We start from the raw sequence: 21,270 nt of genomic DNA on the forward strand, positions 1-21,270 counted from the left end.
TGGTGCGCCGCGGGGGCGCGGGTGCGGGGGGGTTCTCGGTGGGGAATGCGTTTCATGTAGTCCATTCCTGTGGCTTCGTTGACCTTAAGGAGTCCGACGTCCCGGGCGCGGACCTCATCGGCGTCACGGCCGACGGAGACCGCGTACAGGCGGTCGGCGCCGATGAGCCGGGAGTTGAGACCCCGTGCGTCCAGGTCCTCCCGGCGGACCCAGCACACCGCGAGGTCGAGGCTGCCCTCCGCGACCCGGGCGGCCTGTGTGTGCGAGGGCGCGACCCAGGGATCCACGTCCACACGAGCCACGGCCGAGGTCCGCGCGGCGAGGTCCGTGGGCAGCCAGCTGACGTAACCGAGCCGGACCGGCTCCGAGCCGGCGATCCGCGCCGCGCGGTGGCGTAGGTCGTCGGCGCTGTCCAGAAGGGCGCGGGCGTACGGGAGGAGCGCCGCTCCGGCCGGGGTGAGGCTGACCGAGCGGCGGTCCCGGTCGAACAGGCGCACACCGAGGTCGCGTTCCAACGCCTTGATCTGCTGGGACAAGGACGGACCCGCGATCAGGAGGCGGCCCGCGGCCCGCCCGAAGTTCAGCTCCTCGGCGACCGCCAGGAAGTACCGCACCTGACGCAATTCCACGCCGGTCATGCTACGCGTGGTGAGAGGCCTGACCTCCCAGTACGGGAAGGATCTTCGCTCTTCCCCCGAGGGGTGCCGGCGGGTGAGTCCCACAGAGGCGGCGCACGTGGCGCAGCCTCCGCTCCGGCTCACCTCGGTCATGCGGAGGGCGGGTTCCCTCGCACCCGGGAGGCCAACCGGCGGAGGATCTGCGCGGCGGGCGCGCCGTCGCGTGGCGGTAGCCCGTGCCTGCCCGCAGATTGATCCTCTCCGGATCGTTCGCCGCTGTTGCGGCGCCGTGCCTGGGGCTCGTCAGGTGGGGCGGGGCGGGGTGACCGTCCGTGGCCGGGCCGCTGTGCCGATCGGTGAGGTCGTCGCGCAGCGCTCGCGCCGGGCGGCCGGTGAACGCCCGCGTCATCACGGTCTGACGGCGTGCCGGGTCAGCAGCGCGGCACGGTACGGGACCGGGGTCCCGGCTTCGTCGGCGCGCGGCAGGACAGTGCCCACCCTGACCGCAGCGGCCCCGGCCGCAAGTGCCAACAAGGCGCTGGCCATCCCATAGGCGGCCCGGATCAGGGGCATCGTCGACGCCGTCGTCCACCTCGAGAACGCGGGCGCCGCTGCATGAAACCGGCCGAAAATCAGACGGCCACTTCGTCCGGACGGCGTGCGGAGAGCAGCGACAAGCAGTTGTCCCACAGGGCTTCGAGGTGCTGGGTGTTGTTGTAGAGCTTGGCGAACAACACCTGGCCCTCGAGCTGGGCGACCACCGACCGGGCGGCCTCCCGGGTGTCCCCGACGGTGACGTCACCGCGCTGCCGAGCTTCGGCGATGACCTTGTCGACCATCTCCACCTGGGCCTCGAAGATCTGCTGCAGGCGTTCGCGGATGGGCTCGGTCTGGTTGCTCAGCTCCAGGGTGAGGTTGCCGAACATGCAGCCGGAGACGGTCCCGCAGGTCTGCTGGCCTGTGCGCAGGTCGGCCTCGGTCTCCTCGAAGAGCCGGCGCAGCCGCAGCAGCGGCTCCGCATCGCTTTGCAGGGCCCGCACCCAGTCAGCGCGCTGGGCTTCCCAGTGCTCGTCCAGCACGGCCAGGGCGAGAGCCTCCTTGGACTCGAAGAAGTAGTAGAAGCTGCCCTTGGGCACGCCGGCGGCCTTGCAGATCTCAGCCACGCCCAACGCTGAGTAGCCGCGCAGCTCGATGAGCGACTGCGCGGCGGTGAGGATCTTCTCCCTCGCATCACTGGTGCGTCCCATGGCTCTGAGGATACGACCGATCGCCTATGATTAATAGACCGGTCGGCTAGTCGCCTTCTCAGGGTTGGGGGGACGGCCTTGGTGGTGTCCGCGGGTCTGCGGGCTCCTTCTCGCCCTCCCTGTCGGGGACCATCGGGTGATGGTTGCCGGTGGCGATCCTGGCGGCCATCGCGGCGAGCTGCGCGCAGGCCCGCGCGATCTCCTGCTGGGCCTGGGTTCGCTCGCTGATGACCGCCGCGAGGAGGAGCGCGGTCAGCGCGGCAGAACCGTTGAAGGCCTGCAAGGTGATCATCCTGGTGAGCAGGTCCTGACCGGCGAACGGACCCGATCTCTCGGTACCGGCGATGATCGCGAAGGTCGACACGGCCAGCGCGCAGAGCGCGGCCCCGGCCAGCTGGAAGCGGAAGGCCGCCCAGATGAGCAGCGGGAACCCGAGGAACAGCAGGGGCGTGTGACCGGTCACGAGGAATCCGACGCAGGCCGTGGCCGCCACGAGCAGCAGCCCCTCCGCCCACCGGTACGGCCGCACGCTCTTCGGCCGGTGTACCGAGCGGAGGACCAGCAGGACCGGCGTGACCACCAGGACGCCCATCGCGTCGCCGGTCCACCAGACCGACCACGTCGGCCAGAAGTCGCCGCGGCTCAGCACCCCGGCGAGGACCAGGGTCCCGCTGCCCGTCGTCGCGCTGACCAGCATCCCGGTGAACGCGCCGAGGAAGATCAGCGCGAGCGCGTCCCGCAGACGGTCCAGGTCTTCCCGGAACCCCGTACGGCGGAGCAGCAGGTAGGAGCAGACGGGCGCGAGGGTGTTCCCCGCCGCGATGGCGAGGACGGCCGGGAGCGACGGTCCCAGTGAGATGTTGACCAGGAACGCGCCGAGTGCGATACCCGGCCAGACCCGCGGGCCGCGCATGAGCAGGCTCGCCACCGCGATACCGCTCGGCGGCCACAGGGGGGTGACCTGGCCGCGCACCAGTTGCTGGAGCAGCCCAAGCCTGGCCGAGCCGTAGTACAGCGCGGCGATGACACAGATCTCCAGGAAGGCCGCCGGACCTCCGCGCCGGAGCCATTGATGCCGCGCGACAGACATCGGGCGACCTCCGATTTGACATCGCTCTGAAACCCATCATCCGCCGGATCCCCCGGATCCTCCACGGCAGGCCGACCGGCCCGGGAGCGGCACCGAGCGGGTTCCCCAGGGGGTCAGGCGGGCGGGGGTGCCCCAGGGGGTCAGGCGGGCGGGGTGCGCAGGGCGAGGATGGCCATGTCGTCGTGGCCGTCACTGGGGTGGCGGTCGGCCAGTGCCTGGACGAACTCCGGCAGGGGAAGGGCGGCATGGGCCTCGGCGAGACCGGCGAGTTCTCTCAGGCTCTCGTCGATGGGGTGGCCGGGGTGCTCGATCAGCCCGTCGGTGTAGAAGACGACGGTCGCCTCCGGGGGCAGGAGGCGGGAGTGGTCCGGGCGCGGCTGCTCGGTGTCGACACCGAGCGGCAGACCGGGCTCGGCGAGCAGATAGCTGACGTGGTGCTCACGGGTGATCAGCAGCGGCGGAACGTGGCCCGCGGTGCTCCAGCGCAGTCGCCACCCCGGTCCCTCCGGTTCGATGCGGGCCAGGGTGGTGGTCGTGACGCGATTGTTCGTGATCATCTCCAGTGTCCGGTCGAGCTGGGCGAGGACCGCGCCGGGCGGACTGTTCTGGTCGAACACGAGAGCGCGCAGCATGTTGCGCGTGGCGGCCATGGCGGCCGCGGCCTGCAGATCATGGCCGACCACGTCGCCGATGACGACCGCCACGACGTCGTCGGGCAGGGGGATGGCGTCGTACCAGTCCCCGCCGAGCTGACTCGGCTCGGCGGCGGGCCGGTAGATGGCGGCGGCGGTGAACGGCCGCAGATCGGGCAGAGTGGGCAGCAGGAGCCGCTGGAACTGCTCGGCTCCGAGGCGAATCCGTTCGAAAAGGCGGACGTTCTCGATCGCGATGCCGGCGGCGCCGGCCAGGGCGACGACGACGTTCTCGTCGTGCTCGTCGAAGGGCTGTCCGTCGTACCGCTCGGAGAGGTAGAGGTCGCCGTAGATCTCGCCGCGCACGCTGATGGCGACGCCGAGCAGGGTGCGCAGGCGCGGGTGGCCGGCCGGGAATCCGGTGGAGGAGGGATGGCCGGGGATGTCGTCGATCCGCAGGGGGTCGGGGTAGCGGATCAGGTGGCCGAGGACGCCCAGACCACGAGGCAGTCCGGCCGTGGCAAGAGCCTTGCGTTCCTGCTCGGACAGACCGGCCGTGATGAACTGCTCCAGTCGTTCCCCGGACTCGTCGAGCACGCCCAGGGCCCCGTAGCGGGCGCCCACCAGGTTCATGGCGGTCGTCACGATACGGTGCAGCACCGCGGGCAGTTCCACCTCACGGCTGATGGCCACCACCGCGTCCAGCAGGCCCTGCAGCCGGTCCATGGAGGACAGCAGGGCACGCAGCCGCTCGTCGATCCGGCCCAGCTCGGAGCGAAGACGTATGTGCAGGTCGGGGAGGTACGGCCGGCTCGGCTGTCTCCCCGCCTTGTCTCCCGCCATTCCGGCCTCCTGACACGACCCCGGTCCATGCGGGACGGCAGCGTCACTTCGATTGTGGCATCGGTGCCCTGGACGGGCGGTATGACGGCGGCCGGCACGACAGGAGAGAGGGCCTCGCCGGCGCTGCCGGCGAGGCCCTCTGCGATGATGCGGGCGGTTTCAGGCGGTTTGGACGTCCTGGCGTGACACGGCGAGGTAGCCGACCAGCGCGAGAATGGCCACCGTCCAGGCCAGCGTCACCGGGCCCAGGCCGAAGTCCAGGCCGCCGCGCCTGCCCGGCAGCGCGATCCAGTCGGCGAGGGAGGCGCCCAGCGGGCGGGTGATGACGTACGCGGTCCAGAACGCGGTGACCGCGCCCAGCAGGCCGGCGCGGTGGGCGACGGCCGGGACGCAGATCGCCACGGCGAACAGGACGGCCGAGCCCAGGTAGCCGAGGCCGATCGTCGCGGTGAGGTCGCCCGCGGCGGTGCCCAGCGCGAAGGTGGCGAGGACGGCCGCCCAGTAGAAGAGCTCGCGGCGCCGGGTGCGGATGGAGTGGATGGACAGGGTGCGCTCGGACTTGTACCAGAAGACGAAGACGGCGGCCAGGGCGATCATGAACAGCGGGGTGGACAGGGTGTACGGGACGCCGAGGACGACGTGGAACGCATCCGCGGCCATCGTGCCGAACACGCTGACCATGACGATCGCCGTCCAGTAGATCCAGGCAATGTACCGGCGGACGGCGAACTGGAGCACGAGCGAGGCGAGGAACGCAAGGCCGCCGAGGCCGACCGCGGGGATGTTGCCCAGCGTGCGGGCCAGGAAGTCGAAGGCGGTCTCGCCCATGCCGGTGGTGAGGACCTTGATGATCCAGAAGTAGACGGTGACCTCCGGCACCTTGTTCGCGCTCTCACGTATGCGCGCGCGTGCGTGCCCGCGGGGGCGGTCGTCCAGGACCTGCTCTGTGCTCATGGCCTGCACTTTCGCACGCCCAACTGACCTTGCCCCAGATGCCTTTGCCATTGTTTTGGGGCTTCTGGTGCAGATGTTGTCACAGGCCGCCGTGGGCCTGACCGCAACCTGAACGCGTCGGGGAAAGCCCTGGCCGACGGCCTGACCGGCCTGATAGACAGGCGGGTCAGACGGCCGCCGACGTCAGAAGCTCAGGCCCATGTGCGCGAGCGCCTGCTTCAGCAGCACCCCGTGCCCGCCCGGCATCTCGCTCTGCACCGCCGGGGAGGCGGCCTCCTGCGGGCTGAACCAGACGAGGTCCAGCGCGTCCTGCCGGGGGCGGCAGTCGCCGCTGACCGGGACGATGTAGGCGAGGGACACCGCGTGCTGGCGCGGGTCGTGGTACGGCGTGATGCCCGCCGTGGGGAAGTACTCCGCCACCGTGAACGGCTGCAGGGACGGCGGGACCCGGGGCAGCGCCACCGGGCCGAGGTCCTTCTCCAGGTGGCGCAGCAGGGCGTCGCGGACCCGCTCGTGGTGCAGGACGCGGCCGGACACCAGGGTCCGGCTGACCGTCCCGTCCGGGCCGATCCGCAGCAGCACACCGATGCTGGTGACTTCGCCGCTGTCGTCCACGCGCACGGGCACGGCCTCGACGTACAGGATCGGCATCCGGGCCCTGGCCATTTCCAGCTCGTCACTGCTCAGCCAGCCGGGCGTCGTCTCGGTGATGTCAGACATTGCTTGATCATACTTTCCGGGTGGGGAGTCCGCTGGGATCGCGGGCCGGGTCGGATACGGGCGGTCCGTAGAGGCGCAGCGCGTTGTCGCGGCCGGTCCAAGCCGCGATCCGCAGGGCGTCGGACAGGCTCAACTCGTCGGCGTCGACGCGCGTTTGGAGCAGACCGGCGAGCCCCTGCCGGAAGCACAGGGCGCCGAGGTGGTGGAATTCGGCCACCCCGTAGGCGTCGGAGCTGTAGAGCATCTTCCGGAACGGGGTGATCTCCAGCGCCTCCTCCAGCACCGCCCGGCAGCGGGCCGGGCCCGTGTGGTGCAGGGCGAGACCCACGTCCAGGTACACCTGCTCGAACACCGCGGCGAGGTAGGCGGCCTGGCGGTGGTACGGCCAGCAGTGCAGCAGCAGCACCGGGACCGTGCCGGACGTCAGCCGCAGCCAGTCGGTCAGCAGGGCCGGGTCGGCGTGGTGCAGCCGCAGGTCGGCGTCGCCGAAACCGGTGTGCAGCTGCAGCGGCAGACCGAGGTCCACGGCGGTCCACAGCAGGTGCCGTACCAGGACCGGATCGGTGAGCCGGCCGCCGTCCGCGAGCCAGCCCCGGGCGGCCCCGGTCACCTCGGCGTCCGCCGGGCGCGCCGGGTCCAGGGCGAAGCCGGTGCGGTAGGCGGCCACCGACTTCACCGCCACCACGCCCGGCCGGCGTACGGCGTCCTCGGCGGCGGCACGGAAACGGACCGCGTACTCACCCGGCTCGACGCCCCGCGCGGCCACCGCCTCCGCCACCTGCTCCAGGCGTACGACCTCGAACGCGGCGGCACCGGAGGCCTCCGCCAGCTCGGCCGGGGAGGTGAGCGGATGCGGGGCGTAGCCGGTGTCCACGAGGAACGCCCGTGCTGCCGCGGCCCGCAGGAAGCGACGGTTGACCTCCTGCGGGCCCAGTTCCGTGCGGCGGGCCACATAGTCGGCCGGCGGCGCGTGCCGGGGCAGGTCCAGCAGGGGCGCGCAGTGGCGGCGTACGGCCAGACCGGCCGGGGTGTCGAAGGGCGAGACGCCGGGCCAGGCCTCGCCCTCGGTCAGCAGCGAGGCGAACTCCGCGGGCGCGAGGCCGGCCGTCACGGCGCCGTGGCAGTGGTGGTCCACCAGCTCCAGCTCGGCGAGGGCCTCGTGGACGGGTCCCGGCGTCGCCATGGTCAGTACACCCAGCGGTAGGCCGCCGCCACCCGCGCGTCGTCCAAGCCGTCGACGGCCGCCGCCTCGCCGAGCCGTACGGCGGTCACCGCGTCCGCGAGCACCGGGCCCAGCGCCGCCCGCAGCACCTCGTCCGCCCGGAACTCCCGGGCGGCCTGGGACAGCGACTCGGGCAGCCGCCGTACGCCGAGAGCCGCCGCCTCGTCCGGGCCGTACCGGGCCGGGTCGCCGGTGATCTCCTCCGGGAGGGCGAGGGAGGACCCGATCCCGTCCAGACCGGCGGCGATGACGCAGCCGAGGGCGAGATAGGGGTTGGCGGCCAGGTCGACCGGCTTCACCTCCAGGTTGGCCTCCTGCTCGCGGCGGCCCGCCGAGCCGGTGATCACGCGCAGCGCCGTCTCGCGGGTCTCCCGGCCCCAGGCGGTGAACACTCCGGCCCACTGGGACGGTTTGAGCCGCAGATAGCTGGCGGGACTCGGCGCGGTGACCGCCGTCAGCGCGGGCAGGCGGGCCAGGATCCCGGCCGCGAAGGACTCCGCCTCGGGTGTCATGCCGTAGCGGCGCTCCCCGCCCGCGTGCAGGTTCACACCCTCGCGCCAGCAGGAGACGTGGACATGTCCGCCGTTGCCGACCCCTTCGGCGGACACCGCGGGCGAGAACGACACCCTGAGGCCGTGCCGCTGCGCGACCGCCCGGATGGTCTGCCGGACCAGCACACTGCGGTCGGCCGCCGCCACCGGGTCCAGGGCGCCCGCCGAGACCTCGAACTGCCCGGCCGCGTACTCGGGATGCAGCTGGTCGACGGGCACGCCCTGGGCGTCGAACGCGGCCAGCAGATCGGCGGTGTAGTCGCTCAGCTCGACCTGCCGGATCGCCCCGTACGCCGGTCCCGACACCGCCGGCACGAACTCCCCGGGGGGTGCCGAGCCGAACCCGACCGCCCACTCGACCTCGATCGCCGCCTTGAAGGCGAGGCCGTGCCGGTCGGCGGCGTCGGCGACGATCCGGCGCAGAAAGGTTCGGGCGCAGCCGGGGTGGCGCTCTCCCTCCTGGGTGATCCGGTCCACCGGCGCCCACGCCCAGCCGGGCTGCCCGGCCAGCTCCACCAGCCGGTCCAGGTCCGGGTAGAGCCTGAGGTCACCGTCCGGGGAGCCGAGGACGTCGGTGGTGACGATCGAGTCGCCCGCGAGGAAGGTGTCGAACACCGGGGACATGCCGACACCCCAGGACACGGCCGCCTCCAGCCGCGCCGTCGGAACCGTCTTCACCCGGCAGACACCCGCGGTGTCCACATAGGCCAGCACGATCCCGCGCACGCCCCGCGCGGCGAGGTCGGCGGTGAGTCCCGCGACCCGGCGCAGATCCTCCGGGCGCCCACCGGGCACGGGGTCGGCAAGGGCGGTCATACGTCCTCCTCGGCCATACGTCCTCCTCGGTGTCGGTCCCGCCTGCGTCCTGCTCGGCGTCGGTCCGTCCGTGCCGGCGTCAGGGTTTCACGGCCACGGCACCGAACTGCGGCACAGCGGCGGCGGATTCCGCCCCGGCGCGCCACTGCGAGCAGGGCACCAGACCCGGCTCGAGCAGTTCCAGGCCCTCGAGGAAGCCGGCGATCTCCGCGCGGCTGCGGGCGGTGATCGGCGGGGTGGCGTTGGCATTCCAGAACTCCATCGCGGCCCGGTTGCCCTCGCCGCCCACGTCACTGTCGTAGGTCGGGTGGGTGAGGACCAGGTGGCTGCCCGAGGGCAGCGCCGCCATGAGCCGCCGCACGATGTCCCGGGCCTCGCCGGTGTCCAGGACGAAGTTCAGGATGCCCAGCATCATCAGCGCGACCGGCCTGGTCAGGTCCAGGGTCTCGGCGGCGCGCAGCAGGATGCCGTCCGGGTCGCGGACATCGGCGTCGACGTAGTCGGTGACGCCCTCGGGTGAGCTGGTGAGCAGCGAGCGGGCGTGCACGAGCACGATCGGGTCGTTGTCGACGTACACGACCCGTGACTCCGGGGCGATCCGCTGCGCGATCTCGTGGGTGTTGTCGACCGTCGGCAGGCCGGTGCCCACGTCCAGGAACTGCCGCGTCCCGCGCTCGGCGGCCAGGAACCGCACCGCCCGGGCCAGGAACTCCCGGTCCGCGCGGGCCACCGCCCGGATCACCGGGAACATCCCGGCGACGCGATCACCGACCCGCTGGTCGACCTCGTAGTTGTCCTTGCCGCCGATCCAGTAGTTCCACACCCGGGCGTTGTGCGCCACGGAGGTGTCCAGTTTCTCCGGTCCGGCTGTCGGGGAGTGGCCCTCGGTCACGTCGCCGCCCTTCTCCGGTTCTCGGTTCTCCGTCGTCATTGTGCCGCCCGGTGATCGCGCTGTCCCGGGAAACGCGCACCGTGGGCGGTTCGGGCCCGCTCCGGGACGTTTCGGTCCATGAACAACCGGTTCCGGGACGTTTCGGCGCACAAGGAACCGGTTCCGGGACGTCGCGGCCCATGAGGAACACTGGACCGGTACGCCGTCCCCGACCGGAAGCAGGACATGCCCGCCACGCCCACGCCCCTCCTCGACACCCCCGGCCTGCCCGCGGGCCCCGCCGACATCCGGCTGATCGTCACCGACATGGACGGCACGCTGCTGGACGACGACAAGCGGATCCCCGACGGGCTGTGGCCGATGCTCGCCGAACTGCGCAGGCGGGGCGTGCTGTTCAGCCCGGCGAGCGGCCGTCAGTACGCCACGCTGGCCGAGCAGTTCGCCGAGGTCGCCGAGGGCATGGTGTTCATCGCGGAGAACGGCACCTACGTGGTCCGCGACGGCGTGGAGCTGAGCTCCGACACGATGGACAGGGCCGCCGCCGCCGGGGTGGCCCGTACGGTACGGCGGCTGGTCGCGGGCGGCGTGGACGCCGGCGCCGTGGTCTGCGGCAAGCGGGCGGCCTACGTCGAGCGGACCGACGAGGCGTTCCTGGCGGAGGTGCGCAAGTACTACGCCGTGCACCGCATCGTCGAGGACGTCACCGCCGTCGAGGACGACGTGATCAAGGTCGCCCTGTTCGACTTCGGGTCCGCCGAGAACTCCACCGCCCCGGCCCTCGCGGAGTTCACCGCCACCCACCAGGTCGTCGTCTCCGGCGAGCACTGGGTGGACGTGATGAACCACACCGCGAACAAGGGCACCGCGCTGCGCGGTCTGCAGCGGGCGCTCGGCATCACGCCGGCGCAGACCATGGTCTTCGGCGACTACTTCAACGACCTGGAGATGCTCGACGCCGCCGAGTGGTCCTTCGCGATGGCGGGCGCCCACCCGGAGGTCGTCCGCAGGGCCCGCCACCTCGCCCCGTCCAACAACGACAACGGCGTGCTGCGCACCATCGCCCACGTGCTCGGGATCAGCGTGTAGCGGTGTGCGCGACCCCGGCCGGTGCCGGCCGGCGAAGGACGCCGACTCCGCCGTACAGCGAGACCGGCCCCGCGCCGTCCGCGGCTCGCTCGCCGCGCCAGGCGTCGACCGGTACGACGCCCGGCTCCAGCAGGTCGAGTCCCTCGAAGAACGCGGCCACCTCGTGCCGGGAGCGGGCGACCAGGGTCACTCCGCCCGCCGCGTACGCGGCGATGCCCTTCCGGACGTTCTCCGGCTCGAAGTCGGCCGTCATCATCGACAGCACCAGGCAACTGCCCGGCGCCAGCGCCTCGACCAGGGTCGACACGACCTCGTGGGCGCCGTCCTCGTCGGCGACGAAGTGCAGCAGCGCGATCAGGGACAGGGCCACCGGACGGCCGAAGTCCAGGACGTGGGCGGCCTGTTCGAGAATGGCGTGCGGATCGCGGGCGTCGGCCTGCACATACTCCGTCACGCCCTCGGGGGTGCCGCGCAGCAGCGCGCCCGCGTGGGCCAGCACGATCGGGTCGTTGTCGACGTAGACCACCCGCGCGTCGGGCGCCACCGACTGCGCGATCTGGTGCAGGTTCGGCTCGGTCGGTATGCCGGTGCCGATGTCCAGGAACTGGCGGATGCCGGCCTCGGCGAGCGCGCGCGTGGCCCGGTGCATGAACGCCCGGTTGGCGCGGGCGGCCCGCGGCGCGCCGCCTCCGTCCACGGCCGCGATCTGCCGGCCGAGCCGCTCGTCGACGGGGTAGTTGTCCTTGCCGCCGAGGAACCAGTCGTACACCCTGGCCGGATGGGGCCGTGTGGTGTCGATCTCCTGCGCGGCCGGCTCGGTCCCCGTCACGTGCTGCTCCTTCACTCCCGCCGGGATGCGAGCAGCAGTCTGACACGATCATCCGGCGCGGCGCAGACAGTCTTGGGCCACCTCCTTGTCGAGTGCGGCCCGCACCAACGCGGCGGCCAGCACGGCCGGTTCGGTGTCCCCGGCGAGCTCGGTCAGCTTGCCCGCGTCCTTCGGCAGGCCGAGCCGCTGGGCCCCGGAGAGCGCCTTGTCGTCCAGGTAGGGCGCGATCTCGTGCCAGACGCGCTGGGCCTCGCGCAGGAAGATGTCGGCGCCGGCCGGGCCGATCCCCGGCTCCTCCTGGAGCAGTTGCCTGAGCTCGCCGGTGTCGCCGTGCGCCTCCTCGTGCAGCCGGCGCAGGTCGCCTGACCAGCGGTCCAGCAACAGCTCGGCACCGTCGCCGAGTTGGGTGGCGGTGCGCTCGTCGTAGCGCCGGTAGCCGCCGCGGCCGAGCGCGTCCACCCGCTGCTGCCAGTCCGCGTCGGCCATGCGGCGCGGGCTGTCGAGGTGGTCCTCGTGCAGGGCCTGCGCGGCGGCCACCGCGACCGAGGCGCGGATCCGGGCGCTGAGCAGCAGGGACAGCACGAGCAGCCGGTACAGCGGCTGCGGGGTGTTCGTCAGCCTGATGCCGGCCTCCTCGGCGTAGGTCTGCCCGTACTCCGACAGCAGCTCGCGCAGGACTCGTTCGTCGCGGTTCATGGCTACGGCTTGAGCGGGTCGTGGCCCAGTGTCATCAGCCGGTGCCGGCGGCGGGTGTCCTCCGGCGCCGTCTCCGGCTCCGGCTCGTCCTCCATGTCCACCAGGTCTCCGACCGTGTCGACGACCTGGTGCATCACGCGGACGTCGTCGTCGGTGAGATCCGTACGGCGCTTCTGGAGGATGGCGAGGACATGCTGCCCGGTCTCCGTGCCCGCCTGCTCGGGCAGCGGCTCGGTCTCCTCGTCGGCGTCCCGGACCCGCAGCCAGGCCGCGAGCTCCGCCGAGGTCATGTTCACCACGCGGTGGAAGTCCTCCCACAGCGCTTCGATTTCGAGGGAGTCGGCCATGGGTCGCCCCTTCCGTGCGGGGGTGTCGTACTAGCTGGAGGCGGTCGCGCGCGGCTGGTTCTCGGCCTCGAACATCCAGCGCTGCTTCTCCAGGTCGGCGGTGACGGAGATCAGCAGGTCCTGCGTGACGGGGTCGGGCTTCGCCGTGGCCGCGATCCGTTCGCGGAGCCGCCCGACGATCGCTTCGAGCGCCGACACCATCAGCTCCACGACCTCGGTGTCGCGCAGCCGGCCGTCCTTCGTGCCGGGCAGCGCGAAGGTCGCGGCGACGGTCTCGGGCCGGCCGTCCGGGGGCACGCCCAGCGCGGCGGCGCGCTCGGCGACCGTGTCGGAGTGGGCGCGGGCCGTCGCCACCACCTCGTCGAGCTGGAGGTGGATCGACCGGAACCGCGGTCCCACGATGTTCCAGTGCGCCTGCTTCCCGATCAGCGACAGTCCGAGCAGGTCCACCAGGGTCTCCTGCAGGGCGGTCCCGGTGACGCCGAGCGCCTCCTCGGGCAGCGTGCTCTTCATCACCGTCATGGTGCGTCCGTCCCCTTTCGTCGCTTGCGTACGGTCGTGTCCGCAAGGGCGGGTGCCCAGCGCTCAGGGGAGCAAACAGGCCTGATCAGAGGGGCAGTGACCGGTCCAGGAAGCGGATCACCTCGGCGAAGACCTCCTTCTTGTCCGTCTCGTGGAACACCTCGTGCCGCGCCCCGGCGAAGATCCGCTCGGTCAGCCGGGAACCGGCCAGCCGCTCCACGCCGACCCGGCTGCCGGGCAGCGGCACCAGCCGGTCGTCGTCCCCGTGCAGCCACAGCAGCGGCAGCGCCCCGATGTCACCGCCATGTTCGACGGTCCGCAGAGTGCGTGCGAACGCCTCCACCGTCGGCCGCTTCATCGGCCCGTGCCACACCAGCGGATCGGCCGCGTAGGCGGCGCCGACGGCCGGGTCCCTCGAGAGCGCGGCCGGGCTCACCGGGGTGTCCGGGATCTCCGGCAGGGCCAGCAGCCGCCCGGGCAGCTCCCAGGCGCCGATCACCGGCCCGGACAGGATCAGCGCGCTCAGCTCGGCGCCGTACCGCTGGGCGTACCGGGCCGCGATCAGCCCGCCCATCGAGTGGCCGATCAGGACCAGCGGCAGGCCGGGGTGCTCGGTCCGGGCGAGGTCCGCCACCGTGTGCACATCGGTGACCACGTCCTCGAAGTCCTCGATCAGCACCCGCTCCCCGGCCGACCTGCCGTGGCCGACGTGATCGGGCCCGTACACGGCCGCCCCGTGCCCGGTCAGTACCGCGGCCGGCTCGTCGTACCGGCGCGCGTGCTCGCCGTACCCGTGCACCACCAGGGCGAGGTACCGGGGCGCCGGGTGCGGCCACTCGTGTACGGCGACCGGTCCGTGGGTGCCGTCGACGCTGTGCTCGCGGACGTGGGGCATGTCTCCTCCGGGTGACGCGGTGAAGGTCCGGGAGGATCTTCCCAGCAGGCCGGTCGGCGGTCTATAGTCCAAAACTAGCAGTGCTAATTAAGTGTTCCCGAGTGTCACGTGTTCCCGTGTGGTCCGCTGATCGACAGTGCCGTCGATCGGTCGTAGGTCAGGAGTCGAAGCCGTGCGTCCCGTCCACTTCGCGGCCGCCCGCCGCACCCCCATCGGCAAGCTGCGTGGAGCCCTCTCGTCCGTTCGCCCCGACGACCTGGCGGCGACCGTGATCCGCCACGTGGTGGCCGACGTGCCCGCCCTCGACCCGGCCCGGGTCGACGACGTCTACTGGGGCGCGGCCAACCAGGCCGGCGAGGACAACCGCAACGTCGCCCGCATGGCCGCCCTGCTCGCCGGGCTGCCCGAGTCCGTGCCCGGCGCCACCGTCAACCGGCTGTGCGCCTCCGGCCTCGAAGCGGTCACCACCGCAGCCCGCACCATCGCCGCCGGGGAGGCCGACATCGTGATCGCGGGCGGCTCGGAGTCCATGAGCCGCGCCCCCTTCGTGCTGCCCCGCCCGGACGAGGCCCTGCCACAGCGCATCGAGACCCACGACACCCGGCTCGGCTGGCGCCTGGTCAACCCGGCGATGAAGGAGCTGCACGGCCTGCTGTCCATGGGGGAGACCGCCGAGGAGGTCGCCGAGCGGTACGGCATCTCCCGTGAGCGGCAGGACGAGTTCGCCCTGCGCAGCCACCAACTCGCCGCCGCCGCACGCAAGAACGGGCACTTCGACGACGAACTCCTGCCCGTGGAGCGGCCGGACGGCATCGTGGTCGAGCAGGACGAGTGCGTCCGCGAGGACACCTCGCTGGAGAAGCTGTCGAGGTTGAAGCCGGTCTTCCGGCAGGGCGGCACGGTCACCGCGGGCAACGCCTCGCCGATGAACGACGGCGCGGCCGGGCTGCTCCTGGTCAGCGAGGAGGCCCTGAACGAGCTGGGCCTGGAATCCCTGGGCCGCTATGTCGCCGGCGCCTCCGCCGGGGTTCATCCCGACGTGATGGGCATCGGCCCGGTCCCCGCCACCCGCAAGGCGCTCGCCCGGGCCGGCTGGGGCATCGCCGACCTCCAGGAGGCCGAGTTCAACGAGGCGTTCGCCGCGCAGGCCCTCGCCTGCGTCGACCAGCTCGGCATCGACCCCGGCCTGGTCAACCCCACCGGCGGCGCCATCGCCCTCGGGCATCCCCTCGGCTGCTCGGGCGCCCGCATCCTGACGACACTCCTGCACCGGATGCGGCGCACGGGCGCCGAGCGGGGTCTCGCGACCATGTGCGTGGGCGTGGGGCAGGGGAGCGCGGTCCTGGTCGAGCGGCACTAGCGCTCTTGCGACGGGGGGATCTGGTCAGTCGAGCCGCAGCTGGGAAACGGAGCAGTACTCCATGGCAACCTTGTCCGTCGCCGCCATCCTCGCCGAGAACGCCCGGCGTCGCCCCGACAGCACCGCGCTGGTCGAGGGGGACCTGCGGCTGTCCTTCGCGGAGGTGTGGCGCAGGGCCCTGGCCCGGGCGGGCGCGATCACCGGGCTCGGCGTACGCCCCGGTGACCGGGTGGCGCTGATGGCCCCGAACACCGCCGAGTTCCCGGTCGCCTACTACGCGATCGCCGCGGCGGGCGGAGTCGTCGTCCCCGTCCACCTCCTGCTGTCGGCCGGCGAGGTCGAGCACGTGCTCAGGGACAGCGGGGCGACGCTGCTGCTCGTGCACCCGGCCCAGGCGGCGACCGGCCGGGCGGCCGCCGAGGCCACCGGCGTCCAAGTGGCCGTCCTGGGCGAGGAGTTCGACAAGCTGGCCGCCGGCGCCGAGCCGCTGCCGTCGTACGTCACCCGCGCCGCCGACGACCCGGCGGTGATCTTCTACACGAGCGGGACGACCGGCGTGCCGAAGGGCGCCGTGCTCAGCCACTTCAACCTCGTGATGAACGCGACTGTCAACGCCTTCGACGCCAACGACATCCGCGCCGACGACATCGCCCTCGGCGCGCTGCCGCTGTTCCACGCCTTCGGGCAGACGGTGTCGCTCAACTCCACCTGGCGGGCGGGCGCCACGCTCGTGCTGCTGCCCCGCTTCGACGCGGCCCGCGCCATCGAACTGATGGTCAAGGAGGGGGTGAACACCTTCCACGGCGTGCCGACCATGTTCGTCGCCCTCGCCGCGGCCGCCCCGGACGCCGGCGCGCTGCCCGCCCTGCGCGTGTGCGTCTCCGGCGGGGCCTCGCTCCCGGTCGCCGTACTGGAGCGGTTCGAGGAGGCGTTCGGGGCGAAGATCTACGAGGGGTACGGGCTGTCGGAGACCTCGCCGACGGCCACCGTCAACCAGCCCGTGTTCGGCACCCGGGCCGGCACCATCGGCCACCCGCTGTGGGGCATCGACGTGGAGATCGCGCGGGCCGAGGTGGAGCGCCGCATCGAGCTGCTGCCGCCCGGTGAGCTCGGTGAGGTCGTCATCCGCGGCCACAACGTCTTCTCCGGCTACCTCGGTCGGCCCGAGGCCACCGCGGAGGCCCTGGTCGACGGCTGGTTCCGCACCGGTGACCTCGGCACCAAGGACGAGCAGGGCTTTTTGAGGATCGTCGACCGCAAGAAGGACGTCATCATCCGCGGCGGCTACAACGTGTACCCGAGGGAGGTCGAGGAGGTGCTGATGCGTCACCCCGGCATCGCCCAGGTCGCGGTCATCGGCCTGCCCGACGAACTGCACGGCGAGGAGGTCTGCGCCGTCGTCGTACCGGCACCGGGCACCGCCCCCGACGCCGCCGCGATCACCGAGTGGTCGAAGGAGCACCTCGGCCGGCACAAGTACCCGCGGCGCGTGGAGTTCACGGACTCCATGCCGCTCGGGCCCAGCATGAAGGTGCTCAAGCGGGAGCTGCGGGCGCAGTACGCGGAACGGCCATAGCGGGCGGAAGGGATCGCGGCGAGGGCCGCGGTGCGGCGCGGCGGGGGGCGCGGCGGGTCGGGACGGGGCCAACTGGCGAGACGGTCCTTACGCCGGAGCTTGTCCGTACATAACATCGGTCCCCGCATGAACACGATGACGCTCTGGCACATATCCGGCTGGGGGTTCGCGGCGCTCGCCTTCGCGGCCCTGCTCGTCGGCTTCTCCAAGACCGCGGTGAGCGGGGCCAACACGGTCAGCCTCGCGATCTTCGCCGCGGTCCTGCCCGCCCGCGCCTCCACCGGGATCCTGCTGCCCGTCCTGATCGCCGGTGACGTGCTCGCCGTCCTCACCTACCGGCGGCACGCCCACTGGCCCACCCTGTGGCGGCTGTTCCCGGCCGTCGCGGCCGGGGTGGTGGTCGGCACACTGTTCCTGGTGTGGGCCGACGACGGGATCGTACGGACCTCGATCGGCGCGATCCTGCTGCTGATGGCGGGGGTGACGGTGTGGCGGCGGCGCACCGCGGACGCCGGGGAGGCGCCGGAGCAGGTCACCTCGCGCGCCGGCCGCGCCAAAGCCCGCTCGTACGGCGTGCTCGGCGGGTTCACCACGATGGTCGCCAACGCGGGCGGCCCGGTGATGTCGATGTATCTGCTGTCCGCCGGCTTCCGGAAGCTGGGCTTCCTCGGCACCTCCGCCTTCTTCTTCCTCATCGTGAACGTGTCCAAGGTGCCCTTCAGCGCGGGCCTCGGTCTGATCGACGGGCGCTCGCTGCTCCTTGACGCGGCGCTCGCGGTGTTCGTCGTGCCCGGAGCGTTGTTCGGCAAGTGGGCTGTGAACAGGATCAACCAGCGACTCTTCGAACAACTCGTGATCGCGGCGACGATCGTGGGCGGAGTGCAACTGCTCCTGCGCTAGCTCTCGGTGTCCTGGGCGAGCCCCAGCAGGGCCGGCAGGTCCGCGAAGGAGTCCAGCACGTGGTCCGGTGTGCCGCTCGCGTGCTCAAGGGTCTCCGGCTGGAACTTCCCCGTCCTGACGAGCACACCCGTGATCCCGGCCCGCTGTGCCGCGAGGACGTCCGACTCGATGTCGTCGCCCACCATCAGCGCCCGGTCCGCGCTCACCCCCAGCCGGGCCAGCGCCGCCTCGAAGAACGCCGGGGACGGCTTGCCCGTGACCTCCGCCTCCACCCGAGCGGCCTTCTCCAGCCCCAGCAGGAACGCGCCCGAGTCCAGTTGCAGCCCCTCGTCGGTGCGCCAGTACAGGTTGCGGTGCATGGCGACCAGCCGGGCTCCGCGCTGGAGATGCCCGAAGGCCCGGTTGAGCGCCGTGTAGTCGAACTCGGGCCCGGCACCGCCGAGAACGACCACGTCCGGATGCTCCTCGACGAGGGTGAGGTCACCGAGGTCCTCCCCGATGTCTCCGCTGTTGAGAAGGGCACAGCGGGCGCCCGGGAAGTGTTCGGCGAGGTGGGCGGCCGTGACGGCGGGCGCGGTGAGGACGTCCTCGGCGCGCACGTCGAAACCGGCGCCGCTCAGCGTCTCGGCGATCGACGCCCGGGTCCGGGACGTCGTGTTGGTCACCAGCGCCACGCCGAGCCCCGCCGCGCGGATCGCGCGCAGCGCCTCCACCGCGCCCGGCAGCGGCTTCCAGGAGACGGTGAGCACACCGTCGATGTCGATCAGCACGGCACGCACGGATTCGATGACCTCCATGACCGAAGACCGTAGCGACCCGCACGGCGGACCGTCCCGTACGACCTCGTACGCTCACCCCTATGCCCGCGCACGTCCTGATCCTCGGCGGCACCACCGAGGCCCGCCGCCTCGCCGCCGACCTCGCCGCCCGGACCGGCGTCCGGGTGACCACGTCCCTGGCCGGCCGGGTCGCGCGGCCCGGAGCGGTGGCGGGCGAGGTGCGGACCGGCGGCTTCGGCGGTGCGGAGGGCCTGGCCGACTGGCTGCGCGCGCACCACGTCGACGCCCTGGTCGACGCCACCCACCCCTTCGCCGAGACGATCACGGCCAACGCGGTCCGGGCGGCGGCGGCCACGGACGTTCCCCTGGTCCTCCTGCGCCGCCCCGGCTGGCGGCCGGGCCCCGGCGACCGCTGGTACGACGTCCCGTCCCTGGCGGCGGCCGCCGGCGTGCTGCCCGGCCTGGGCCGCCGGATCTTCCTGAGCACCGGACGCCTGGGCCTCGCCGCGTTCGCTCACCTGACGGAACTGCACTTCGTCGTACGGTCGGTCGACCCGCCCGAGCCGCCCATGCCGCCGGACACCGAACTGGTCCTCGCACGCGGCCCGTTCACGGTCGCCGACGAGACGGAGCTGCTGCGCGCCCACCGCATCGAGTTGCTGGTGACCAAGGACAGCGGCGGGGAGGCCACGGCCGCGAAGCTGACGGCGGCGCGGGAACTGGGCCTGCCCGTGGTCGTCGTACGGCGCCCCCCGCTTCCGCAGGGCGTGGCGGCGGTCTCCGATGTGGCGGGCGTACTGGACCGGCTCGGGCTCAGCCCGGAGTGAGGACCGACCGGCACGGTCGCGCCGCCGCCAGCACGCCCGGCGCAGCTACTGATCCCCTGGGTTTCTGCGCAGCAGATACGTGTCCATGATCCAGCCCTTGCGTTCGCGTGCCTCGGCCCGCAGCCGCTCGATGCGCGGACCGGCCTCGGCGATCGGGCCGGAGACCAGCAGCTCGTCCGGAGTGCCGAGGTACGCGCCCCAGTAGATGTCGATGTCGTCCTCGGCGTACTTCCGGAAAGCCTGGTGCGCGTCCAGCATCACGACCACGTCGTCCACGCCCTCGGGGAACCCCTCGGCCAGCCGCCGCCCGGTGGTGATCTGCACCGGCCGGGCCACCCGGTTCAGGCCCGTGCGGTGCCGCGCGACCAGGGCGGAGACACTGCTGATGCCGGGTATCACGTCGTACGCGAACGCTACCGCGCCGCGCTCCAGCACCTCCTGCAGAATCCCGAGCGTGCTGTCGTACAACGCCGGGTCGCCCCACACCAGGAAGGCGCCGGTGCCGTCCTCGCCCAGCTCGTCGGCGATCAGCCGCTCGTAGATCCCGGCGCGGGCGCTGCGCCAGTCCTCCACCGCCGGCGAGTACGCCGACCCGCCCGCCTTCCGGTCCCGCTCCGGGTCACGGGCCTCCACCACCCGGTAGGACCCCTCGGGCAGATGCGCGTCCAGCATGTCCCGGCGGAGCTGGGTGAGATCGCTCTTCACCTCGCCCTTGTCGAGCAGGAAGAACACGTCCGTGCTCCGCAGCGCCTTGACCGCCTGCAGGGTCAGCTGGTCGGGGTCGCCCGCGCCGATACCGATGACATGAATCTTTCGCACGCCCCGAGTCTGCCGCATGCCACTGACAGCGGGAGACGGGCCCGTCAGGAAAGGAGCCGGGGCGCCTCCTCCCCGGCGTCCACCGGCCGGTCCCGGGCCCCGCTCTCCACCCGCCCCGCCAGCTCCCGCGCCCACCGGACGAGCCCGGCGAGGTCGATCCCGTACGGCCGGTCCTCGCCCTGCCCGCTCTCCCATTCCGCGAGCGCACCCGCGCCCCGCCGCAGCAGCCGGGCCCCGCCGACGGCGTTCCCGCGCGCCGCGTGGGTGAGGCCCACCGCCAGCTGGGCGAGCCCCCGCCACAGCGTGCGCTCCTCCTCGGGCCCCGACTTCCAGGCGTCCTCGAACACCTCGTGCGCGTGGAACGGCCGCCCGGCGTCCAGCAGCGCCTGCGCCTCCGTGACCGTCTCCTGCGGCTGCCGCACGACACCCTCCGGCTGCCGGGGGACGCCCTCCGCGCCGTAGGGCAGCGGCCGGCCGAGCCCGTCCCGGGGCCGCGCGTTGCGTGCCCGCCCGTCCGGGTCCCGGTCCCTGGCATCCGATGCGCCCGCGTTCGTCATACAACCGATTGTCCCCGGCTCACCCCCGGCCCTCTTCGGCCCACCCCCGAAGGTGGGGTAAAGTGCTGTTCGCGCGATCACGCGGGTCACCGCGAGTGAGCGCAACGGGACGTGGCGCAGCTTGGTAGCGCACTTGACTGGGGGTCAAGGGGTCGCAGGTTCAAATCCTGTCGTCCCGACGGGAGCATCGCTCCAAAGTCGCAGATGAGGGCCCTGTTTCACCACGGTGAGGCAGGGCCCTTGATCGTTCCTGCCAGCTGTCGTGTCACATTTCGTCACAGATGCCTGATGATCACCAGAATGCCCCGGGCCACACCCTCAAGATGGCCGGGGCATTCTGCGAGAAGGAGCGAGTTCGCTCAGCACAGCACATAGTGACCGTGGCAGTCGCGTCCGCGATGTTCACGGACTGGTGCCCGGGCCGGGGGTAAGCGGATCCAGTCGAGCCCTGTGTCAGAAGTGTCCCGAAGACACCACTGGTACTGAAGGTGTA

The 21,270-nt window shown here is 72.2% G+C and carries 22 protein-coding genes and 1 tRNA gene; 6 read left to right on the forward strand and 17 right to left on the reverse strand.

What is annotated here, in order from left to right; genetic code table 11:
• The 9 genes from ABT288_RS18555 to ABT288_RS18595 all read right to left on the reverse strand — a co-directional run.
• Nucleotides 1–638: LysR family transcriptional regulator (locus ABT288_RS18555; protein WP_351608612.1), on the reverse strand; the 638-nt coding region annotated here is incomplete at its 3' end.
• A gap of 611 nt (nucleotides 639–1,249) precedes the next feature.
• A complete protein-coding gene (locus ABT288_RS18560) occupies nucleotides 1,250–1,864 on the reverse strand; it encodes a TetR/AcrR family transcriptional regulator (protein ID WP_351608615.1) in 615 nt (204 codons plus the stop codon).
• A gap of 58 nt (nucleotides 1,865–1,922) precedes the next feature.
• The gene (locus ABT288_RS18565; RefSeq protein WP_351608618.1) at nucleotides 1,923–2,954 is read right to left on the reverse strand and encodes an MASE1 domain-containing protein; all 1,032 of its coding nucleotides are present in this window, start codon (nucleotides 2,952–2,954) and stop codon (nucleotides 1,923–1,925) included.
• Nucleotides 2,955–3,094: 140 nt separating this feature from the next.
• Nucleotides 3,095–4,429, reverse strand: a complete 1,335-nt coding sequence (locus ABT288_RS18570) for a PP2C family protein-serine/threonine phosphatase (RefSeq protein WP_351608621.1) — start codon at nucleotides 4,427–4,429, stop codon at nucleotides 3,095–3,097.
• A 159-nt stretch (nucleotides 4,430–4,588) separates the two neighbouring features.
• Nucleotides 4,589–5,383 (reverse strand): COG4705 family protein, encoded by a 795-nt coding sequence (locus ABT288_RS18575; protein ID WP_351608624.1) that lies wholly within the window; start codon nucleotides 5,381–5,383, stop codon nucleotides 4,589–4,591.
• A gap of 183 nt (nucleotides 5,384–5,566) precedes the next feature.
• A complete protein-coding gene (locus ABT288_RS18580) occupies nucleotides 5,567–6,103 on the reverse strand; it encodes an NUDIX hydrolase family protein (protein ID WP_351608627.1) in 537 nt (178 codons plus the stop codon).
• 7 nt (nucleotides 6,104–6,110) lie between these two features.
• Entirely contained in the window at nucleotides 6,111–7,286 is a 1,176-nt protein-coding gene (locus ABT288_RS18585; protein WP_351608629.1) for an amidohydrolase family protein, read from the reverse strand.
• A 2-nt stretch (nucleotides 7,287–7,288) separates the two neighbouring features.
• Nucleotides 7,289–8,692: a glutamine synthetase family protein gene (locus ABT288_RS18590; protein ID WP_351608631.1), complete on the reverse strand. Its 1,404-nt coding sequence runs from the start codon at nucleotides 8,690–8,692 to the stop codon at nucleotides 7,289–7,291.
• 79 nt (nucleotides 8,693–8,771) lie between these two features.
• Nucleotides 8,772–9,584, reverse strand: coding sequence for an SAM-dependent methyltransferase (locus ABT288_RS18595; RefSeq protein ID WP_351608783.1), 813 nt, complete (start codon nucleotides 9,582–9,584; stop codon nucleotides 8,772–8,774).
• A gap of 225 nt (nucleotides 9,585–9,809) precedes the next feature.
• Here ABT288_RS18595 and ABT288_RS18600 point away from each other — a divergent pair, with 225 nt between their 5' ends.
• Nucleotides 9,810–10,670: a Cof-type HAD-IIB family hydrolase gene (locus ABT288_RS18600; protein WP_351608633.1), complete on the forward strand. Its 861-nt coding sequence runs from the start codon at nucleotides 9,810–9,812 to the stop codon at nucleotides 10,668–10,670.
• Here the strand turns inward: ABT288_RS18600 and ABT288_RS18605 are convergent.
• From ABT288_RS18605 to ABT288_RS18625, 5 genes are all read right to left on the reverse strand, one after another.
• Nucleotides 10,660–11,499 carry an SAM-dependent methyltransferase gene (locus ABT288_RS18605; protein WP_351608635.1) on the reverse strand — a complete coding sequence of 280 codons (840 nt, stop codon included), beginning with the start codon at nucleotides 11,497–11,499 and terminating at the stop codon, nucleotides 10,660–10,662. The genes ABT288_RS18600 and ABT288_RS18605 overlap by 11 nt on opposite strands.
• A gap of 48 nt (nucleotides 11,500–11,547) precedes the next feature.
• Nucleotides 11,548–12,195: an endonuclease gene (locus ABT288_RS18610; RefSeq protein ID WP_351608638.1), complete on the reverse strand. Its 648-nt coding sequence runs from the start codon at nucleotides 12,193–12,195 to the stop codon at nucleotides 11,548–11,550.
• A gap of 2 nt (nucleotides 12,196–12,197) precedes the next feature.
• Nucleotides 12,198–12,542 (reverse strand): DUF3140 domain-containing protein, encoded by a 345-nt coding sequence (locus ABT288_RS18615; protein WP_351608640.1) that lies wholly within the window; start codon nucleotides 12,540–12,542, stop codon nucleotides 12,198–12,200.
• Nucleotides 12,543–12,572: 30 nt separating this feature from the next.
• Nucleotides 12,573–13,064 (reverse strand): Dps family protein, encoded by a 492-nt coding sequence (locus tag ABT288_RS18620; RefSeq protein WP_351608643.1) that lies wholly within the window; start codon nucleotides 13,062–13,064, stop codon nucleotides 12,573–12,575.
• 85 nt (nucleotides 13,065–13,149) lie between these two features.
• Nucleotides 13,150–13,959 carry an alpha/beta hydrolase gene (locus tag ABT288_RS18625; protein ID WP_351608646.1) on the reverse strand — a complete coding sequence of 270 codons (810 nt, stop codon included), beginning with the start codon at nucleotides 13,957–13,959 and terminating at the stop codon, nucleotides 13,150–13,152.
• A 172-nt stretch (nucleotides 13,960–14,131) separates the two neighbouring features.
• Here ABT288_RS18625 and ABT288_RS18630 point away from each other — a divergent pair, with 172 nt between their 5' ends.
• From ABT288_RS18630 to ABT288_RS18640, 3 genes are all read left to right on the forward strand, one after another.
• Nucleotides 14,132–15,319: a thiolase family protein gene (locus tag ABT288_RS18630; RefSeq protein ID WP_351608648.1), complete on the forward strand. Its 1,188-nt coding sequence runs from the start codon at nucleotides 14,132–14,134 to the stop codon at nucleotides 15,317–15,319.
• Between the two features lie 61 nt (nucleotides 15,320–15,380).
• Nucleotides 15,381–16,895, forward strand: coding sequence for a long-chain-fatty-acid--CoA ligase (locus ABT288_RS18635; protein WP_351608650.1), 1,515 nt, complete (start codon nucleotides 15,381–15,383; stop codon nucleotides 16,893–16,895).
• 126 nt (nucleotides 16,896–17,021) lie between these two features.
• Complete coding sequence (locus tag ABT288_RS18640) at nucleotides 17,022–17,795, forward strand: sulfite exporter TauE/SafE family protein (RefSeq protein WP_351608651.1); 774 nt, start codon at nucleotides 17,022–17,024, stop codon at nucleotides 17,793–17,795.
• Here ABT288_RS18640 and ABT288_RS18645 read toward each other — a convergent pair.
• Complete coding sequence (locus ABT288_RS18645) at nucleotides 17,792–18,583, reverse strand: TIGR01458 family HAD-type hydrolase (RefSeq protein ID WP_351608786.1); 792 nt, start codon at nucleotides 18,581–18,583, stop codon at nucleotides 17,792–17,794. The two genes, ABT288_RS18640 and ABT288_RS18645, sit on opposite strands and share 4 nt — an antisense overlap.
• Nucleotides 18,584–18,654: 71 nt before the next feature.
• Between ABT288_RS18645 and ABT288_RS18650 the strand changes: the two genes are divergently transcribed.
• On the forward strand, nucleotides 18,655–19,401 hold the full coding sequence (locus ABT288_RS18650) for a cobalt-precorrin-6A reductase (protein ID WP_351608653.1): 747 nt from the start codon (nucleotides 18,655–18,657) through the stop codon (nucleotides 19,399–19,401).
• 45 nt (nucleotides 19,402–19,446) lie between these two features.
• Here ABT288_RS18650 and cobF read toward each other — a convergent pair whose 3' ends face one another.
• Both cobF and ABT288_RS18660 read right to left on the reverse strand, forming a co-directional pair.
• Entirely contained in the window at nucleotides 19,447–20,220 is a 774-nt protein-coding gene (gene cobF, locus ABT288_RS18655) for a precorrin-6A synthase (deacetylating) (RefSeq protein ID WP_351608655.1), read from the reverse strand.
• Nucleotides 20,221–20,264: 44 nt separating this feature from the next.
• The gene (locus tag ABT288_RS18660; protein ID WP_351608658.1) at nucleotides 20,265–20,777 is read right to left on the reverse strand and encodes a DUF309 domain-containing protein; all 513 of its coding nucleotides are present in this window, start codon (nucleotides 20,775–20,777) and stop codon (nucleotides 20,265–20,267) included.
• A 105-nt stretch (nucleotides 20,778–20,882) separates the two neighbouring features.
• On the opposite strand from ABT288_RS18660, the gene ABT288_RS18665 reads away from it, so the two are divergent.
• A tRNA-Pro gene (locus ABT288_RS18665) sits at nucleotides 20,883–20,956 on the forward strand.
• Nucleotides 20,957–21,270: the final 314 nt, after the last annotated feature.

The organism is Streptomyces sp. NPDC001093 (assembly GCF_040298985.1).
Taxonomy (GTDB): Bacteria; Actinomycetota; Actinomycetes; order Streptomycetales; family Streptomycetaceae; genus Streptomyces.

What these genes read in the sequence shown, in the direction of transcription:
- ABT288_RS18560 (WP_351608615.1), bottom strand. Translation starts at nt 1,864, where the DNA reads ATGGGACGCACCAGTGATGCGAGGGAGAAGATCCTCACCGCCGCGCAG.
- ABT288_RS18565 (WP_351608618.1), bottom strand. Translation starts at nt 2,954, where the DNA reads ATGTCTGTCGCGCGGCATCAATGGCTCCGGCGCGGAGGTCCGGCGGCC.
- ABT288_RS18570 (WP_351608621.1), bottom strand. Translation starts at nt 4,429, where the DNA reads ATGGCGGGAGACAAGGCGGGGAGACAGCCGAGCCGGCCGTACCTCCCC.
- ABT288_RS18575 (WP_351608624.1), bottom strand. Translation starts at nt 5,383, where the DNA reads ATGAGCACAGAGCAGGTCCTGGACGACCGCCCCCGCGGGCACGCACGC.
- ABT288_RS18580 (WP_351608627.1), bottom strand. Translation starts at nt 6,103, where the DNA reads ATGTCTGACATCACCGAGACGACGCCCGGCTGGCTGAGCAGTGACGAG.
- ABT288_RS18585 (WP_351608629.1), bottom strand. Translation starts at nt 7,286, where the DNA reads ATGGCGACGCCGGGACCCGTCCACGAGGCCCTCGCCGAGCTGGAGCTG.
- ABT288_RS18590 (WP_351608631.1), bottom strand. Translation starts at nt 8,692, where the DNA reads ATGACCGCCCTTGCCGACCCCGTGCCCGGTGGGCGCCCGGAGGATCTG.
- ABT288_RS18600 (WP_351608633.1), top strand. Translation starts at nt 9,810, where the DNA reads ATGCCCGCCACGCCCACGCCCCTCCTCGACACCCCCGGCCTGCCCGCG.
- ABT288_RS18610 (WP_351608638.1), bottom strand. Translation starts at nt 12,195, where the DNA reads ATGAACCGCGACGAACGAGTCCTGCGCGAGCTGCTGTCGGAGTACGGG.
- ABT288_RS18615 (WP_351608640.1), bottom strand. Translation starts at nt 12,542, where the DNA reads ATGGCCGACTCCCTCGAAATCGAAGCGCTGTGGGAGGACTTCCACCGC.
- ABT288_RS18620 (WP_351608643.1), bottom strand. Translation starts at nt 13,064, where the DNA reads ATGACGGTGATGAAGAGCACGCTGCCCGAGGAGGCGCTCGGCGTCACC.
- ABT288_RS18625 (WP_351608646.1), bottom strand. Translation starts at nt 13,959, where the DNA reads ATGCCCCACGTCCGCGAGCACAGCGTCGACGGCACCCACGGACCGGTC.
- ABT288_RS18635 (WP_351608650.1), top strand. Translation starts at nt 15,381, where the DNA reads ATGGCAACCTTGTCCGTCGCCGCCATCCTCGCCGAGAACGCCCGGCGT.
- ABT288_RS18640 (WP_351608651.1), top strand. Translation starts at nt 17,022, where the DNA reads ATGAACACGATGACGCTCTGGCACATATCCGGCTGGGGGTTCGCGGCG.
- ABT288_RS18650 (WP_351608653.1), top strand. Translation starts at nt 18,655, where the DNA reads ATGCCCGCGCACGTCCTGATCCTCGGCGGCACCACCGAGGCCCGCCGC.
- ABT288_RS18660 (WP_351608658.1), bottom strand. Translation starts at nt 20,777, where the DNA reads ATGACGAACGCGGGCGCATCGGATGCCAGGGACCGGGACCCGGACGGG.